We start from the raw sequence: 15,534 nt of genomic DNA, 5'->3' as shown, positions 1-15,534 counted from the left end.
GCCCAGTCGTCGACCCCTGAATAAGGTGGCCCCCACGCCGCGCGCGCGTTGCGCGCTTGCTGCCCCCCGAGGGGGCGCGCTGTATGGACCGGGGACATGGGTGACAGGTGTGCGGGGACATGGGTAACAGGTTGACCAGGTTACTTTACGGTCCTTAAATCGATCTGCCCGAGGCAGTGATGGCAGAAGAAGATATCGAACGTGCCGTCTGCTTGCGCCCTTGGCCTGAAGGCGACGTACTGGCCGCGCAGGCCGACCGATAGGCGCAGCTGCCTGCCCTGCAGATCGACCCAGCCACCATATTGCACCTTGCGTACCAGGGTGTCCGGGGCATAAACGACGGGCGGCAGAACGCGCGGCATCGTGCGCGGGCTGGGTCGGTATCGTTGCGCAGGCGTTTGCATATCCAGTGCCTGGTGCGGGCGTTCGTGGTTGTAGATCCAGCGCCAGGGATCGAACTGACGCTGGGCATCGTCAAGGTCACGGAAGCGCCGGGTGCCTAGCACTTCCGCCTTGAAGGTGCGATGGAACCGTTCGTCCTTGCCATTGCTCTGCGGATGCGCCGGTCTGTTGTGTGAGAGATCAATGCCGAGCCTGATGAACCAGACGGCCAGCCGCGTCAGCGTGTCCATGCCTGAGGCCGCCCAGGGCGTGCCGTTGTCGGTGTTGATGCGCCTGGGCAGACCGTAGCGGGAGAACGCTTGCACCAGCGCAGCCTGAACGGGCTCGAAGCGCTCGGCAGCCATGGCCTGCAAAACGATGTTGTAGCGGGAGTGATCGTCGATGACCGTGAGCGGATGGCATCGCTGCCGATCAGTGGCAAAGTGACCCTTGAAGTCCATCTGCCATAGGTCGTTGGGCGCCTCATGCTCGAACCGCTGCCAGGGTCGTCCTGCACCAGAAGACGTATCTGCCAAGCGGCCATGACGGCGAAGTACCTCCGTGACAGTGCTGGGTGCCAGCATCACCCCTTGATCGCGCAGCAATACGTGAGCGATCTTGCGGCCGCCCCAGGCGGGATGACGCTGCCGGACCTCGAGCACCAGCGCCTCAAGCGCCTCAGATGTGCGCCCAGGCGTACGCCTAGGGCGCCTCGATAAGGGCTCCAGTCCGGCTGACCCCCGCTCTTCGTAGCGGCCCAGCCACTTATATCCGGTCTTGAGACTGATGCCGAAACGTCGGCATAACTCGCTCACGTTGGCGCCGAGCTGTGTGGCTAACGCCACAAACTCCGTCTTCTGATCGCTCACGGTAACAGCACTCCAAGGCATGGAACTCTCCCGGGCATCTAGTCCGGAAAAGTGTCACCCATGTCCTCGTACACCTGTTACCTATCTGTCCGGTCCATACACGCGCCCGCCTTGGGAGCGGCCCGGCGGCGGGCGGGGCCCCCACGCCGCGCGCGCGTTGCGCGCTTGCTGCCCCCCGAGGGGGCTCGCCCGCCTTGGGAGCGGCCCGGCGGCGGGCGGGGCCCCACGCCGCGCGCGCGTTGCGCGCTTGCCGCGGTCGCCCGCCCTCGGGAACGGCCCGACGGCGGGAGGGGGCGTCTCTCTTACACCGAGATGGTCATGCGGCGTCGGCCACGACGGTCAGGCGCGGCACGGGGTGTTCGACCGCGACGATGCGGCCCTGGCCGTCGAAATGGACGGTGGCGCTGCGTGCGTCCTGCAGGCGCACCAGGCGGGTCGGCTCGTCGCAGAAGCTGCGCACGTGGCGCAGGTTGCTCTGCGCGCCGCGGTGGCGGCGGCGCTCCAGGCCGCCGTAGCGGGCGCGGTTGTAGCGCGCCCAGCAGACCAGGATCGAGGCCATCAGCATCGACACGGCCAGGTAGACCAGCAGCGTGTCCAGCGAAGGCAGCAGCCGCAGCAGCGGGGAGACCCCGAGCGAGCGGGTCTGCACCACCGCCAGCACGCCGGCGGCGATGAGGTAGAAGAAGCCCGCCCAGGCGAGCGCCGTGAGCAGGACGTCGATGGATTGGCCGAGCGGAGTACGTCGAGTACGCAGAATCATGGTGTGGGCGCCTTGATGCCGCGGTCCGGGCTCACCCAGCGCGCACGGCGCCGCCGGACCATCAGCATGACTTTGGGGAAACTGACCAGGGTGGTGAAGAGACTGATCATCCAGTAGGCGAACGGATACCAGATGACCCAGAAGAGCGAGCGCCCGAGCCCTCGCTCGTAGCGCCGGTCCACCAGCACGCTGATGCCGAACTGCATCAGGCAGACGATGGCCAGCACCATGCCGGTGAAGGCCGGCGGAACGAAATTCGCCACGTGCAGCGCCGGCGGCATCGGAATGATCAGGCCGAGCAGACCCAATACGGTGAAGATGGCGAAGGCGAACGCCCAGATCGTGGAGAGGCAGAATTCGGCCATCATCACCCACATGCGGCGGTACTCCCAGCGCCAGATGCCGGTCATGTTCTTCAGAAACACCTCGGCCCCGCCCTGCGCCCAGCGCAGCCTTTGTTTCCAGAGCCCGCGCAGCGTCTCCGGCATCAGGATCCAGCACAGGCCGCGCGGTTCGTAGAACACCGACCAATGATCGCGCTGCAGCTTCCAGCTGATGTCGATGTCCTCGGTGATCATGTCCAGGCTCCAGTAGCCCACCCGGTCCAGCGCGGTGCGCCGAAACGCGGCCACGACGCCCGAGACCGTGAACACCTGGCCATAGACGCGTTGGGTGCGCTTGATCAGCCCGATGATGGAGGAGAACTCACCCACCTGAATGCGCCCGACCAGCGTGGAGCGCGTGCGCACGCGCGGATTGCCCGTGACCGCGCCGACGCGCGGGTGCAGCACCAGCGGCCGCACCAGATGCACCACGGCATCGGGGTCGAGGATGGCATCGCCATCGATGCACACCAGGTACTCGCTGTGCGCGGCCAGCGCGCCGATGCGCAGGGCCATGGCCTTGCCCTGGTTGGCGGCGAGATGAATCACGCGCAGCCGATCGTCCTCGAGCACCAGCTCGTCGAGAATCGCGCCGGTGTCATCGCTCGAGCCGTCGTTGATCGCGATGACCTCGATATGCGGGTATCGCTGCGCCAGCGCCGCCCGCAGCGTGTCGCGGGCGTGGTCCGACTCGTTGAAGCACGGCACCAGGATCGACACGAGCGGCTCGCCCGGCAGCACCGGCGGCGGCGTGTCGGGCCCGATGCGCCAATGGCGTTCCCACTGAAACCAGAAGTACAGGCCGCCCGTCATCCAGATCACCGACATCAGCATCGGATAAAAGAACACGAAGTCGAGCAGCACCTCGCTGGTGAGCAGCAGCATGAGCCCCAGCGGCAGGCCGGTAACGAGGCACAGCGTGGCGAAGGCAATCAGGCGTTGGATCATCGCACGGGATACCAGGAGTCGGAGATGGCCGGCCGGATCGTTTCCAGCGCCGGGTGGTCCTGCAGAAAGTCGTCGGGGTAGTAACCGAAGTTGCGCGCGCCGCGCAGTTGCAGGCGCTGCATCCAGCCCGCGATGATGGCCGCGTAGATTTCGCCGTCGCCCTCTCTGCGCCAATCGCGCGTCTGCAACTCGAATACGGTGCGATCCAGCCCGTTCGGCCGCTTTGCCACCACATCCACCATGCGGTCGAGCCAGGCGTTTTCCTGCCCTTCGGGCACGTTCTCCATGTAGGGCATGGCCATCGGCGCGGTCCAGTCGTAGGCGGCCAGGAAGTCGTCGAGATTCTGGGCGAACCAGGCCTCGCTCTCCGGCGCCATCACGGGCGGCGCGTAGATGTTGCGCGCCGTCTTGATGCGCGGGCCGCGGATCGCCTTGACCTCCGCCGCGAGCGCGAGCGTGAAGTCCACCAGCGTGCGGCTCTTGTAGCGGGTCCAGCGCTGCATCGCGTCCGGATCGGCACGGATCTCCCGTATGCTGCCCGGCAGGCCCGCCGCGCCGTACGCCGCCAGCGCCGGCGCGCTGGCGTCTTCGAAGTCGCTCAGCAGCGCGTCGTCGTGAAACAGCACGCCGTCGAAGATCGCCTGGCGCGACAGATCCTGGTAGATCTCGGTAATGCGCCGCCGCGACTCGGCGTCGTACGGCGACAGCCGCACGTATTGCTCGCTGTCCACCGCCACCTCGCCCGTCTGGGGGTCCCAGCGCTGCACCCGCGGCAAGGCGGGGTCCAGATCGAACGACAGCACCGGCAGCCAGGCGTAGATCTGCACGTTGGCGCGATTGCGCAGTTGCCAGGCCACGCGGCTGAACAGGTCGGCGCGCACCGGCAGCCAGCGGTTCGGGAAATACAGCTCCCGGGCAAGCCCGTCCGCCTGCGGGTCGGCGAAGGCCTGCAGAAACACCGTGTTGATCTGCATGTCGACGATGCGCTGCACCAGCGCCCCGAGATTGCGGTCGGTCTGCTCCGGATCCGGGTCGTAGACGTAGTCGATGTCGACATGCGCCACGCGCATGAGCGGCCGCGCCTCGGTGCCTACCACCGAGTTCGCGAACGACTTGGTGGGCGGGTCGCTCGAGATCAGCAGCCGCGGCGTGGACATCAGGCTCTCGACCTTGGCCGTGCCGTCCTCGAGCGTCATGCCCATCACATAACCATGCTGGCCGGCGATGCCGAGCGCCGTGCCGCTCTCCGCGCCATACGGCCAGACCCAGGCCCGCGGGCGCTTGCCGGTGGCCTGTTCGATCTTGTGCGAGATCGCCGCGATGTCGCGCGTCATGCGGGCCCGGTGCGCCGCTTCCGTCTCGTAGGTGCCGCTCGCGCGGTCGTAGGCCCGCACGGCCGCGGCCGGCTGGCTGTTGCCCTGCGGATTGGCGAGCATGCCGTAATGCAGGTTGTCGGTGTGGGCCGCGACCTCCACCAGGCCCGAGCGCGACAGTTCCCCCACCTCGCTCCAGTTCAGGAAGCGCTCGCGTTCGACCTTCTCGCCGCCGAAGTCGACCGGCTGATCGCGGGGCGTATCCATCCACTTGCCCACCGGCGCCACCACCGCGGGCCAGTTGAAGGCGCGCAGAATGGGCAGCACGCGCGTGAGCGTGCTGCGGTAGCCGTCGTCGAACGTCAGCAGCACCGCTTTAGGCGGCAAGGCCGGGCCGCCCTGGTTGGCCGCGATGATCTGCTCGATCGACACCGGCTGGTAGCCGTTCTCGCGCAGCCAGGTGAACTGGCGCACGAGACGGTCGGTGCGCACGCTCAGAAAGCGCTGGTCGGGATCGTCGTCCTCGACATCGTGATACCCCAGCACCACGAACTGATTCTTCGGCCAGGGCTCGTCCGCGTGACCGCGCTGCCGTTCGGCGGGCGGCACGAAGACCGGTACATCCTTGGCGCAGGCGCTCAGCACGCTGACGGCGAAGAACAGGGCCAATGCTCGCAGGAAGGAGAGGCGCATGGTCGGCTTCTAGAAACGGAAGGTCATGTCGAGGACGAGCCGCAGTTCGCGTTCTCGGTCGCCGTCGTAGGGACGGCTGATGGCGGTGGCGGTCGCGCCGATGGCGAAGGCATCATTGGCCTGCCAGCGCTGGCCGTAGCTCAGCGTCACGATCCCGCCCGAGCCGTAGTCGCGCTGCGAATACAGGCCCGCACCGACCGCCGCCGTCTGCGTCCAGACGGACTCGTAGCGGCGGCTCAGCACGTGCGTCAGCTGCACGCTGGGCAGCACGGTCAGGTCGGCGCGCGGGTTGAAGTACGGCGTATCGCGCAGCGTGTTGCGCGAGGCGAACACGTCGAGGTTGAGATCGGCGGTGAGCGTGGGCGCCGTATACAGCCGTTCGCGCCCCTGCACGCCCAGCGTGTAGCGGTTGTTGCCATCGCTGAAGCGCGACAGCGAGGCGAGGAATGTCCACTCGCGCCGCTCGTCGGCGCGCCAGCGCACGAAGGCGGCCGCACTGTTGGACGTGACGTCGTTGGTCAGCGCACGCAGCGGCGTCGCACGCGAACGCCAGTCCAGGCTCGCGCCGACCTGCCACGAATCGTCCAGATCGAGCGCGCCCGACAGGCGCAGCCCCGGCTTGGTGCCGAAGCCGTAGTTGTTGGCCGACACCTCGCCCTCGACCGTCACGTCGCGCACGCGCCACTGCAGTCCGGTACGGGCCCAGCGGTAGCGCCCCTTGCCCTCTTCGAACTTGCCCGTCGCGTAGCCCAGGCCGGCAAAGACGCGCCAGTCGTCGGAGATCGGCGGCGAGTACAGCACGGTCTCGACGGCGGTCTCGCCATCGCCGGCCACGGCGCTGTCGTTGGCCAGCCCGCGCGACGCCGTGACCTGCAGCTCGGATTTGTGGTGCAGGGCCACGGCGCGCGCAAGCTGCCGCGCCGACAGGTCTTCCGGGTAACGCGTGATCACATCCTCGGCGAGCAGGTCGGCCTGGCGCCATTCCTGCAGCGACAGCGCCGTGTAGCCTTGTCCGACCTCCACGGCGAGGCTGCGCGGCGACAGCGTCTCGGCCATCTTGAGCTCGCGCTCGGCCTCGCGCGGCCGTTCCAGGGCGAGCAGCACATCGGCCCGCCCCGCGCGCAGGCCCGAGTTGTAGGGCGCCTCGCGCACGAAATCGTCGAAGCGCGCCTGCGCTGCTTTCGTGTCGCCCGCCAGCAATCGGGCCTGCGCGGCGGCACGGCTCGCCTCCAGGTGGAGATCGTTCGGCATCCGCATTTCCTGGCCCTTGTAGTAGAGCCAGGGATTGAAGTTGTCCTGCACGGCGTCGATGGACGCCACGGCCTGTGTCGCGCGTTCGTTCTCCGACAGGGCATAGAACAGACCGGTGTGCGTGACGAGGCGATCCGTCGCCTCGTCGTCGGCCGCGGTCGGATGCGTGGCCGTGAGTTCGAACAGGGACTGCGCCCGGTCGGGCTGGCGCAGGTAGAGATAGGCGTTGGCCACGTCGTTGTTGGCATAGCGCGGCACATTGACGCCCTGCGCCTGCAGGGCCTCATACTCGCCGACCACCTCGCGCATGTGGCCGCGCACGTACAACGCATGCAGCCGGTCGATCCGCGCGCGCAGCACATCGCCCGCGGCCTCGGGCCCCAGCGGCGTCCACGCCTCGATCTGTGCGTCGAGCCGCGCGATCGCGCGATCCGCCACGATATGGCGTTCCGTCTCGTTGCGCGCGGGCATGCCCGCCATGCGTACCAGCTCGGCCGCCTCGTCGCCTTCGATGCGGCGCAACTGGGCATCCGTCAGCAGGCCGGGGTCGGCGCGTGCCACGCGCAGCGCCGCGCCGGGCAGCCCTGCACGCTGCAGCGCAAAGACGTAGGCGCGCTTGACGTCGTTGCGCCCCGGCGTGAGCTGGTAGGCGCGATCCGCCTCTTCGAGCGCCGCGAACGGCAGCTGGGCGCGCGCATACGCATAGCTGAGCGCGAGGCGCCGATCCGGATTGCGCGGCGCCGCCGCCACCAGCCGCTGACCCAGGCTGATCGCGTCGGCCACCTGGCCCGCATCGGCCAGCACCATGGTTTCACCGAGCACGAAGGTATCGTCCTGCGGAAACGGCACGGCACCCTTGCGATAGACCCCCAGCGCCTGATTCCAGCGCTTTTCGTCGCGATAGGCGCGGGCCACCACGGCGAGCGCTTCGGCCGGCAGCGGCATGGCGACCGCCAGCGACTCATAGACTTCGATCACTTCCGCGCTGCGGCCCGCACGGCCCGCGATGACGATCAGATCGATGATCGCGCGCTCGTCGTGCGGATCGAAGCTCACACGCTGACGCAGCATCACGAGCGCCGGCCCGTAGCTGCCTTCGCGCGCACCGATGATGAGCGCGTCGTACTCTTCGTCCACCTTGGCCCCCGCCGCCGGGCCGCACGCGAGCGCGCTCGCGATGGCCAGCGTCAGCGCCAGCGGCCGTCTTGCGTAGAAGGGAAAACCTGCCGATCGTCGAGCCATACCGTTTCTGCGCCGTCTGCGTTGGAGGGGGGAAGGAGTCGAACGTGGCGCAAGTATGGGGAGGCCGGATCGCCATAACCTTTTACGGCCCGCCAAAACGCATTGCGCGGCAGGAAAATCTGCGGTCCGGAGGGGAGATCTCTGGTTGCACTGCAAAATGAAATCTCGTTGCCTGCCCCGTGGCGGTGCATGGCGCACGGCATGCCGCTTGCGTGGCCGACACGTGCAGCAGCCTGGCTGCATGACATGGGAGAACAACGATGAATGATCGACAACGCAACGATGCGCCGACGACCGAGGTGTCACCGGAGCGCAGGCGCGAGCTGCTGGATCAGGGCAAGGCGCAGCCGCAGACGCCGGAACCCGCGCGACGCGACCAGGTGGACGTGGCGAACGACGTACAGGAGGGTCTGGCGGACGCCAACGAGCGCGCGGCCCCCACGAGCACCGAAGACGAGAATCGCGCGACGCGCCCGAACGGCGGCACGGGCAGCACGGACGCCCGCACCGATACGTTCAAGCCGGCCGACGACACGCCTTCGGTGTTGCCCACCAAGCGCGGGCCGCGCGAATAAGGGGGTGTAGCGCCGCGTCGGGGTGCCGCCGCCCGGGCACCGACGCACCGGGTGAGTGCGGCCGCTACCTCGCGCCGGCGTCGGGCAGCGCGGTGCCCATGCTCTCGTAATAGCGCGCGAGCTGGATGATCTCTTCCGGCGTCAGGCGCTGCGCGAAGGCGCGCATGACCCCGACGTCGTCGTTCTGCCGGGTAGCGCCGCGAAAGCCGTTCATCTGGTCGATGAAATACACGGCGGGCTGACCGGCGAGCCGGGGTAGCAACACCCCTTCTCCCCTGCCCTGCAGTCCGTGACAGTTGGCGCAGGCGGGCAAGGCGCGCGGTCCATCGCCCTTGATGTCGAGGCGGGCCGCGTCGGCGAATGTGCTCGCGGCGCCCGACGGACGTGGCGCGGCGTGTGGCAGACCGCCGTAGTAGCGTGAGAGGTCGGCGATCTCCTGTTCGGAAAGTGCCTGCGCGATCTTGCTCATGAGCGGATGCGGCCGCGTCTCTTCGCGAAAGTCCCAGAGCTGCTTGCTCAGGTATTCCGCGGACAGCCCCGCCAGATTCGGAAAGGCGCCACCCAGCGGCGTGATGCCCGCGGCGCCGTGGCAGGTGACACAGGCCTGCACGCCCTGCGCGGGCTTGCCCGCCTGCGCCAGTTGCTTGCCCGCGTCCGCATCGGAGCGTGCCAGGCCGGCCTGCCAGGCGGCGGCGGGCGTCGTGAAATCACGCGCGCCGCGCCCCGGCGTGGCGGGCGCATTGGCCGCCGGTGCCACGATGGCAGGCAAGGCCGCGACATTGGTCGGCGCCGCGGCTCCGGCTGCGGTGGCCGTGGGGGCGGGCTCGACGGCGGGCTGCGCGACGCGAGCCGGCAGAATCAGGCCCTCGCCGCCAGTGCCCAACATCCGGTAGAGCGCCGCGACCATGGTGAGCACCGGCGCGCCGATCACCAGAGCCAGAACGATATGGAAGCCGCGTTGCGATGTCATGATGGTTGACTCCGGGGCATGCCCTCAGGTGACCAACGGGCCGGGCGACCTGAGGTAGTCGGCCTTGATCTTGTCGACGATCCAATAGGCCGTGGCGCCCACGGTGCCAGTGGGGTTGTAGCCCGAGTTCTGCGGGAACAGCGACGCACCCGTGACGAATACATTGGGCACGTCCCACACCTGACCGTAGCGATTCACCACGCTGGTGGCAGGATCCGCGCCCATGGCCGCGCCGCCGGTCAGGTGAGTGGACTGATAGGCGGCCGCCGTGAAGGGTTTCTTGCGCGGCCCCGGCTCGGTGGCGACCACGCCCCGCATCGCTTTGCCGATCTCGTCGCCGCGCGCCGTCAGGAACGCCGACATGCGGATGTCGTTATCGGGCAGGTCGTACGTAATGCGCAGAAGCGGCTGGCCCCAGGCATCCTTGTAGGTCGGGTCGAGGCTTAGATACCCGCCGCGCGTCGGCTGCGCCGAGCCGGTGATCGTGATCGAGGCCGAGTGGTTGTAATGCCGCTTCACGGCCTCTTTCCACGCCGACCCCCACGCGGGCGTGCCTTTGGGCACCGGGTGATAGCCGATTGGAGCGCCGCTCACCACCTGTATCTGCAGATACCCACCGCCCACGAACCCCAGCGGGCCATGATCGAAGTTGTCGGCGCTGAAATCGTCCATGGTGACGGCCACCGCGCCAGCGCCCATGAACGGGTTGATGTGCACCGATTCGTCGAAAAACAAATTCACGCCGGATGTGGTCTGATGCGTGTAGTTGCGGCCTACGACACCCGTGTCGGTCTCCGGGTCGTAGGGCTTGCCGATACCGGAAAGCAAAAGCAGCCGCACGTTATTGATGCTGAACGCGCACAGCACCACGATCTCGGCCGGCTGGAAGACTTCTTCGCCCGCCGCGTCGACGTACGTGACCCCGCGCGCCCGCTTGCGGTCCTCGGCGAGCTCCACCCGCAGCACGTGCGCGCCGGTACGCAACTCGAAATTCCGCAGCTTCAGTGCGACGGGCAGCACGCAGACTTGCGGCGAGGCTTTGGCGTAATGTTCGCAGCCGAAGTTCGAGCAAAAGCCGCAGTACACACACGCGCTCATGTGCAGGCCTTCCGTGTTCACGTAAGGCCGGGTACAGAGCGCCGAGGGCTGCACATAGGGGTGATAGCCAAGGCCGCGCGCCGCTTCGCCGAACAGCGCAGGTGCATAAGGCACCTTCATGGGCGGGTTGGGATACGGCCGCGAGCGCCAGGGCTCGAAGGGGTTGCCCCCTTCCTGCTTCTCGCCGCGCAGGTTGCCGGCCTGTCCCGACGCGCCGATCAGATAATCGAAGCGGTCGAAGTACGGCTCCAGCTCGTCATAGCTGACCGGCCAATCCTGACAGGTGAGATCGTCATCGAAGATCTTCGCCCCGTAGCGCTCGGTGTAATGCGAACGGATGCGGAAATCGGTCGGGTCGAAGCGGTAATAGGCGCCAGACCAGTGATTGCCTGCCCCGCCCAGGTGGGTGCCGGGATAGGCAAACTGCCAGCGCCGCATCGGCAACGCCTTTTGCCCGACATGATTGCGGAAGGTGTACGTTTCGGTCGCCGTGTTCTGGTGCAAGGCGTGGCGGCGCGTGTACTTCAGTTCGTCGTGCACGGTCGGGCCCTGGAAGTCCTCGGCCGGCCAGCGCGATTCGCCACGCTCCAGCACCACGACGCGCTGACCATTGGCGGCCAGTTCCTTGCCGATGATCGAGCCGGTCCAGCCACCGCCCACGATGGCCACGTCGACGGCGGGCAGTGTTTTAGCCATGCGTGCCTCCTGTTGCGGGTGCCGGCACGTCATGGGCATCGCCACCGTGCTCGCGATGCATCTCATGATGCGGACGGCTCTGCGCGATCGACACGGGTTCACCCTGCCAGGGCACGCCGTGGCGCTCGATGTCATTGGAAAAGCTGGCATAGGCGCCGGGAAAGCCGACCAGCTTCCAGCCCGCCATGTCGACGTTCCCGCCATACAGGGGATCGCTGAAAAAGCCCTCGATCGTGCCCTCGAGCAGCGCTTGAAAGAACAAGGCTGCGGGCAGCGGTCCAAGGTCCGGCTTGCCCTCCTGCAACGCGGTCAACCAGGCGTCCTGCGCTTCGGCCGGCAGCTCGGCGAACGCCTTGCCGTCCTTTTTGCGCACGACCTCATCGAACGCGGCCAGGCCGCGGCGGTACATGTCCGCCGGCGTGAACGACAGCTGATACCCCTGCTCCGGTGTGCCGGTTTCGAACGGGCCCTGCCGGTACAGGTGGTCGCCCGCGCCCCAGGCGCCCGCCAGTTGACCGTCCAGAAAACGTGTCACGCCCGCCTCCTTGGCGCCGGGGCCCAGGTCGTCCGCGGGGATCAGGCGCGCGGCGATCGCATCCATGAGCGTGGCCTCGCGCGGGTTGAAGAAGCGCAGCGGCGCAGCCTCGGCCGCTTTGGCGGTGGACAGCGGTGGCGCGACCGGTACGGCGGCAGGCTGCGCCTGCGCGGCGCGCAACGCCAATGCGCCCGGCACGCCGACGGTCAGCGCCTTGAGCAGATGCCGCCGGGTCGGCTGCTCCGGGGCTTGCGCCGACGCATCGCCGGCTGTTGCGGACCAGACTGTCTTCTTGGCATCCATCTCAGGCTCCCGGGAGAAGCGGGCTCGTCAGCAATTTGCTTGCCCGGCATGCGGCTTGCAGCCGCTCCGGCGGGGTCTCCATTCTGGACGGCCCAAGGAGACAGACATGGCTCATCCTCTTCTGCACACGGGCGTATTCGCCCTCCTGCTGCTCGTCTGCAACGCGGCAGCGCTGGCGGCTGAATCCTCACCGTCCAGCCCACCGGCCGGGCAGACCCAGACCGGTAAAAATGCCCCGCCCGCGCAATCCTTACCCAATTCGGGTGCCGCGGGCTCCGTGCGAGAGAACCCGCGGCCCAATGACACCCGTCAGCCGCGTGCACAAGACGCGCAGCCCCGGCGTCCGGCCGGCGCCGACCACGCGCAGCGGCCCGCGGGCAAGCGTGGTGAGCAGCGCGGCGCCGACCAGGGCGGCAGCGACACCCGTGGCGCGCAGGGCGGCGGCGGTGCCACGACCGGGTCCACGGGCCACGGCGGCATGCCCGGCTCCGGCGCATCGTCCGGCTCGGGGGGCACGGCGGATCCGCGCTAACGTCTCGCAGGCAGGTCGACGCGGGCCGCGCCCGCCACCCCTCAATTCGTCGGCTTGAACACCATCAGCGCGAAGATGGCCAGGAAGGCGCCCAGCGCGGGAAAGCCCAGGACGAACCAGGCCTTGAAATGGCGGCGGAAGGCAGGCGTGAGCGGGGTGCCGGCCGCGGCGCTGGCGGCCGCCTCGTCGCGCATCAGGATCTGCAGCCGCACTACAGGCAGCCAGCACGCGATCGCCAGCACGTAAAGCAGCGCCGACCACTTCAGCCAGGGCGTGGACCACGGCAACTGCATCAGGTGCACCAGATACCAGCCGGTGAGCGGCTGCAGCACCGCGGTGGTCGCCGTGAAAATCCAGTCGGCCCGCACCACGTGGCGTGCCACGCTGGCGACCACGCGCACATCGCCCTGGAGCACCACGCACAACAGGTAGAACGCGGAGCCCACGCCCGTACCGAACAGCACGGTCGACGACAGGATGTGCACCAGCTTGAACAGGAAATAATCCATCAGCGCCTCGCGGGTTTCCCGCCATCATGCAGATAGAGCAGCCAGAGGGCCGCAAGCATGGGCAGATTCTTGGAAATCGGACCGAACGGATGCAGCCACTGCTCCGGCAGGGACCACGTAATGATGACCGTGTAGCCGCCGATCAGCGCCATCTGTGCCAGCCACAGCCAGCGTGCGCGCAGACCGCGCCAGCTGAGCGTCAGCACCCCGAACAGCAGATCGAGCAGCGCGGCGCCATAAAGCGCCAGCGGCGCCAGCCACGCCGGCAGCCCCACGCGCTGCAGCATGGCGAGGCTGTCCGCCACCGGATAGAGGCCGAAGGACACCGCCGCCGTCCAGATCCAGACCGCGGCCAGGGTGAGCTTGAGCAGCGGGATGAACTGTCCCAGCACGGCCTGGGACCGCCGTGCATCGCGCGTGGCGGGCGGGATGAATCCGGCCGGATCGCGGGGTTCGCGACCCAACAGCCGCGCGAATGGGCGGGGGTCGCCGGTATTGCCACGGGCAAGCATATCCACGGCATCCCGGCTCACCATGCCGCCGGTCAGCGGTGCCGCCATCCCCGCCAGGCCCCGGGCGAACCCGGACGCCAGCGGGAGGACCACCACCCTGCCCTGCATGCCCAGTTGCTCGCGCAACGACTGCAGATAGGCGCGCAGGCTGAGTGGCCGGGGTCCGCAGAAGGCCAGGGTCGCGACGCGTTCGCACGGCGCATGCAGTAGCGCCACCACGCCGTCGACCACGTCGTCGATGTGGACGGGCTGGATCCGCTGGCGGCCGCCGTCGGGCAACACCAGCACGGGCAGCACGGCCAGCTTTTCGAACCAGGCCGCGCTGGCCCCGCCTGGGCCGTACACCAGCGAAGGCTGAACGATGAAGGCGGGGCGGCCCGCGTTGCGCAGCGCGTCGTCGGCGGCGCGCTTGCTGCGATGGAACACGGTGCGCGCATGGGCGTCGGCGCCCAGCGCCGATATCTGGATCACCCGGGCGCCCCGCCGGGCCGCCGCGGCGAACAGCGCGCGCGGCACCCGGGTATGCAGCGTCTCGTGGTCCTGCGCCGTGCCCCGGAAGATGCCGACGGCGTTGATCACCGCGTCCACGCCGATGAGCAGCTCGTCCCAGTCAGCGGCGGACACCATGCGGGAAACCTCCGCGGGAACGAACTTTGCTCGCGTATCGATGGCGCCGGACGGCGGCCGGCGCACGGGACAGACCAGCTCGTGCCCCTGCCCGGCCAGCGCCACGACGAGATGGCTGCCGATGAAGCCCTGCCCGCCCGTCACGAGAATTTTCATGTCGTAGTTCCTTTGCGCTTTCTTCGGCCGACACGGCCGAATGCGAATCGCCGTCACCCGCACAGCGGGCAAGCAACCGCCATACCCGCAACCGCCCCGGAGGAAACATGTCGAAGTGGAATTCTGCCGTGCGTGAAGGACTGCGCAGCGGCACCGCCGCCAGTCTGCTGTCCACTGCCGTACTCATGGCGGCCGGCCGCCGCTACAGCGACAGCGCTTATGCCCCCACCAACGCCACCAGCCAGTGGCTGTGGGGCCGACCCGCCTTGCGCGCCGACGGCCCCTCGGTCCGTCACACCGTGACCGGTTACGTGGTGCACCACGGCGCGTCGCTGTTCTGGGCCGCCCTGCATGCGCGGGCGACGCAGGACCTGCCCCGCGCCGACACGCCGGGCGGGGCCATGGTGGGCGGCATGGCCGCCGCCGCAGTGGCCTGCTTCGCCGATTACGTGCTGACGCCGAAGCGCTTTACGCCGGGCTTCGAGCACCGGCTGCCGCGCACCGCCCTCTTCTGTGCCTACCTCGCCTTCGGCGCGGGGATCGGCCTCGCTTCCCTGCTCTGGCGTCGCCGCCAGGCTCGAACCAAGGAGTCTTCCATGACCGAAAAATTCCCCGACCGCATCAGCGGCCAACCCGACACCAACGCCGGCGCACTGCGGCCCAGTGGCCGGGCCGACACCCCCGCGACGCCCGACCTCGATCATCCGCCGCGCGTGCAGGATCCGGACGGCACCGGTTTCGACCGGGCCGAGGCCGTCGAGGAGCGCGAGGCGCGCGACGGCACCTTGCCGGGCGCGCCCGAGACCAACAACGCGGCCGTCCGGCGTCCGAACGGCACGCCGGTACGTGACAACTGACGGCGGCAAGGGGCGCGCGGCAGCTCGCCGCGCGCCCCAGCTTCGCGCTACCTTTCCTCGAAATCCCCCGCGCCGAGCTCGATCCGGCCATCGGCCGGCACCCACTGCGTGCGCTTGCCCGCCGCGCGCAGCTCATCGGCGCCCGCCTCGAATGCCCTCAGCAAGGCGGTCGGGCTGCCATCCTCCGCGCCGAAATGGCGGCGCAGCACATCGCCCGATATTTCGAACTCGCGTTCGACCCCCGCGGTTTCCATGCGAAACACCACGTTGTCCTGCTCGACATGGGCCTGCGTGTCTTTGGTGAATTTGGTCATCGTTACCTCC

General features: G+C 68.4%; 14 protein-coding genes. 3 read left to right on the top strand and 11 right to left on the bottom strand.

The annotated features are described in order from the left end of the window. Nucleotides 1–140 precede the first annotated feature (140 nt). From CEK29_RS11680 to pgaA, 5 genes are all read right to left on the bottom strand, one after another. Entirely contained in the window at nt 141–1,271 is a 1,131-nt protein-coding gene (locus CEK29_RS11680; RefSeq protein ID WP_094857226.1) for an IS481 family transposase, read from the bottom strand. 295 nt (nt 1,272–1,566) lie between these two features. Next, nucleotides 1,567–2,010 carry a poly-beta-1,6-N-acetyl-D-glucosamine biosynthesis protein PgaD gene (pgaD, locus tag CEK29_RS11675; RefSeq protein WP_094799929.1) on the bottom strand — a complete coding sequence of 148 codons (444 nt, stop codon included), beginning with the start codon at nt 2,008–2,010 and terminating at the stop codon, nt 1,567–1,569. Next, nucleotides 2,007–3,341: a poly-beta-1,6-N-acetyl-D-glucosamine synthase gene (gene pgaC / locus CEK29_RS11670; protein ID WP_094858180.1), complete on the bottom strand. Its 1,335-nt coding sequence runs from the start codon at nt 3,339–3,341 to the stop codon at nt 2,007–2,009. The genes pgaD and pgaC overlap by 4 nt, the downstream gene beginning before the upstream one ends. Further along, the gene (gene pgaB, locus CEK29_RS11665; RefSeq protein WP_094858179.1) at nt 3,338–5,347 is read right to left on the bottom strand and encodes a poly-beta-1,6-N-acetyl-D-glucosamine N-deacetylase PgaB; all 2,010 of its coding nucleotides are present in this window, start codon (nt 5,345–5,347) and stop codon (nt 3,338–3,340) included. Before pgaB ends, pgaC begins: the two co-directional genes overlap by 4 nt. 9 nt (nt 5,348–5,356) lie before the next feature. Next, the gene (gene pgaA, locus CEK29_RS11660; protein WP_094858178.1) at nt 5,357–7,840 is read right to left on the bottom strand and encodes a poly-beta-1,6 N-acetyl-D-glucosamine export porin PgaA; all 2,484 of its coding nucleotides are present in this window, start codon (nt 7,838–7,840) and stop codon (nt 5,357–5,359) included. 260 nt (nt 7,841–8,100) lie between these two features. Here pgaA and CEK29_RS11655 point away from each other — a divergent pair, with 260 nt between their 5' ends. Beyond that, the gene (locus tag CEK29_RS11655) at nt 8,101–8,415 is read left to right on the top strand and encodes a hypothetical protein (RefSeq protein ID WP_094858177.1); all 315 of its coding nucleotides are present in this window, start codon (nt 8,101–8,103) and stop codon (nt 8,413–8,415) included. Nucleotides 8,416–8,479: 64 nt separating this feature from the next. Here the strand turns inward: CEK29_RS11655 and CEK29_RS11650 are convergent, their stop codons facing one another. Genes CEK29_RS11650 through CEK29_RS11640 form a run of 3 tightly spaced genes read right to left on the bottom strand, consistent with a single transcriptional unit; the run spans nt 8,480 to nt 12,017 of the window. Further along, entirely contained in the window at nt 8,480–9,385 is a 906-nt protein-coding gene (locus tag CEK29_RS11650) for a c-type cytochrome (protein ID WP_255176138.1), read from the bottom strand. A 24-nt stretch (nt 9,386–9,409) separates the two neighbouring features. Further along, nucleotides 9,410–11,179 carry a GMC family oxidoreductase gene (locus CEK29_RS11645; RefSeq protein WP_094858175.1) on the bottom strand — a complete coding sequence of 590 codons (1,770 nt, stop codon included), beginning with the start codon at nt 11,177–11,179 and terminating at the stop codon, nt 9,410–9,412. Further along, a complete protein-coding gene (locus CEK29_RS11640; protein WP_094858174.1) occupies nt 11,172–12,017 on the bottom strand; it encodes a gluconate 2-dehydrogenase subunit 3 family protein in 846 nt (281 codons plus the stop codon). The genes CEK29_RS11645 and CEK29_RS11640 overlap by 8 nt, the downstream gene beginning before the upstream one ends. A gap of 106 nt (nt 12,018–12,123) precedes the next feature. Between CEK29_RS11640 and CEK29_RS11635 the strand changes: the two genes are divergently transcribed. Next, on the top strand, nt 12,124–12,549 hold the full coding sequence (locus tag CEK29_RS11635; protein WP_094858173.1) for a hypothetical protein: 426 nt from the start codon (nt 12,124–12,126) through the stop codon (nt 12,547–12,549). 41 nt (nt 12,550–12,590) lie between these two features. Here CEK29_RS11635 and CEK29_RS11630 read toward each other — a convergent pair whose 3' ends face one another. Together CEK29_RS11630 and CEK29_RS11625 are read right to left on the bottom strand one after the other, a co-directional pair. Continuing rightward, nucleotides 12,591–13,058 carry a DUF2269 family protein gene (locus tag CEK29_RS11630; protein WP_094858172.1) on the bottom strand — a complete coding sequence of 156 codons (468 nt, stop codon included), beginning with the start codon at nt 13,056–13,058 and terminating at the stop codon, nt 12,591–12,593. Continuing rightward, nucleotides 13,058–14,353 (bottom strand): SDR family oxidoreductase, encoded by a 1,296-nt coding sequence (locus tag CEK29_RS11625; RefSeq protein WP_094858171.1) that lies wholly within the window; start codon nt 14,351–14,353, stop codon nt 13,058–13,060. The genes CEK29_RS11630 and CEK29_RS11625 overlap by 1 nt, the downstream gene beginning before the upstream one ends. Nucleotides 14,354–14,460: 107 nt before the next feature. Here CEK29_RS11625 and CEK29_RS23895 point away from each other — a divergent pair, with 107 nt between their 5' ends. Further along, entirely contained in the window at nt 14,461–15,210 is a 750-nt protein-coding gene (locus CEK29_RS23895; protein WP_176456884.1) for a hypothetical protein, read from the top strand. Nucleotides 15,211–15,257: 47 nt separating this feature from the next. Here CEK29_RS23895 and CEK29_RS11615 read toward each other — a convergent pair whose 3' ends face one another. Continuing rightward, entirely contained in the window at nt 15,258–15,524 is a 267-nt protein-coding gene (locus CEK29_RS11615; RefSeq protein ID WP_094799922.1) for a DUF1488 family protein, read from the bottom strand. Between the last annotated feature and the right edge of the window lie 10 nt (nt 15,525–15,534).

The organism is Bordetella genomosp. 5 (genome assembly GCF_002261475.1).
Lineage (GTDB): Bacteria > Pseudomonadota > Gammaproteobacteria > Burkholderiales > Burkholderiaceae_B > Bordetella.
The sequence above is the reverse complement of the archived record's forward strand: the minus strand, read 5'-3'. Positions and strand labels throughout refer to the sequence as shown.

Bases quoted from the DNA above. Each gene is read 5' to 3' on its own strand.
- pgaA (WP_094858178.1), bottom strand. From the start codon at position 7,840: ATGGCTCGACGATCGGCAGGTTTTCCCTTCTACGCAAGACGGCCGCTG.
- CEK29_RS11630 (WP_094858172.1), bottom strand. From the start codon at position 13,058: ATGGATTATTTCCTGTTCAAGCTGGTGCACATCCTGTCGTCGACCGTG.
- CEK29_RS11680 (WP_094857226.1), bottom strand. From the start codon at position 1,271: ATGCCTTGGAGTGCTGTTACCGTGAGCGATCAGAAGACGGAGTTTGTG.
- CEK29_RS11625 (WP_094858171.1), bottom strand. From the start codon at position 14,353: ATGAAAATTCTCGTGACGGGCGGGCAGGGCTTCATCGGCAGCCATCTC.
- pgaC (WP_094858180.1), bottom strand. From the start codon at position 3,341: ATGATCCAACGCCTGATTGCCTTCGCCACGCTGTGCCTCGTTACCGGC.
- pgaB (WP_094858179.1), bottom strand. From the start codon at position 5,347: ATGCGCCTCTCCTTCCTGCGAGCATTGGCCCTGTTCTTCGCCGTCAGC.
- CEK29_RS11650 (WP_255176138.1), bottom strand. From the start codon at position 9,385: ATGACATCGCAACGCGGCTTCCATATCGTTCTGGCTCTGGTGATCGGC.
- CEK29_RS23895 (WP_176456884.1), top strand. From the start codon at position 14,461: ATGTCGAAGTGGAATTCTGCCGTGCGTGAAGGACTGCGCAGCGGCACC.
- pgaD (WP_094799929.1), bottom strand. From the start codon at position 2,010: ATGATTCTGCGTACTCGACGTACTCCGCTCGGCCAATCCATCGACGTC.
- CEK29_RS11645 (WP_094858175.1), bottom strand. From the start codon at position 11,179: ATGGCTAAAACACTGCCCGCCGTCGACGTGGCCATCGTGGGCGGTGGC.
- CEK29_RS11635 (WP_094858173.1), top strand. From the start codon at position 12,124: ATGGCTCATCCTCTTCTGCACACGGGCGTATTCGCCCTCCTGCTGCTC.
- CEK29_RS11615 (WP_094799922.1), bottom strand. From the start codon at position 15,524: ATGACCAAATTCACCAAAGACACGCAGGCCCATGTCGAGCAGGACAAC.
- CEK29_RS11655 (WP_094858177.1), top strand. From the start codon at position 8,101: ATGAATGATCGACAACGCAACGATGCGCCGACGACCGAGGTGTCACCG.
- CEK29_RS11640 (WP_094858174.1), bottom strand. From the start codon at position 12,017: ATGGATGCCAAGAAGACAGTCTGGTCCGCAACAGCCGGCGATGCGTCG.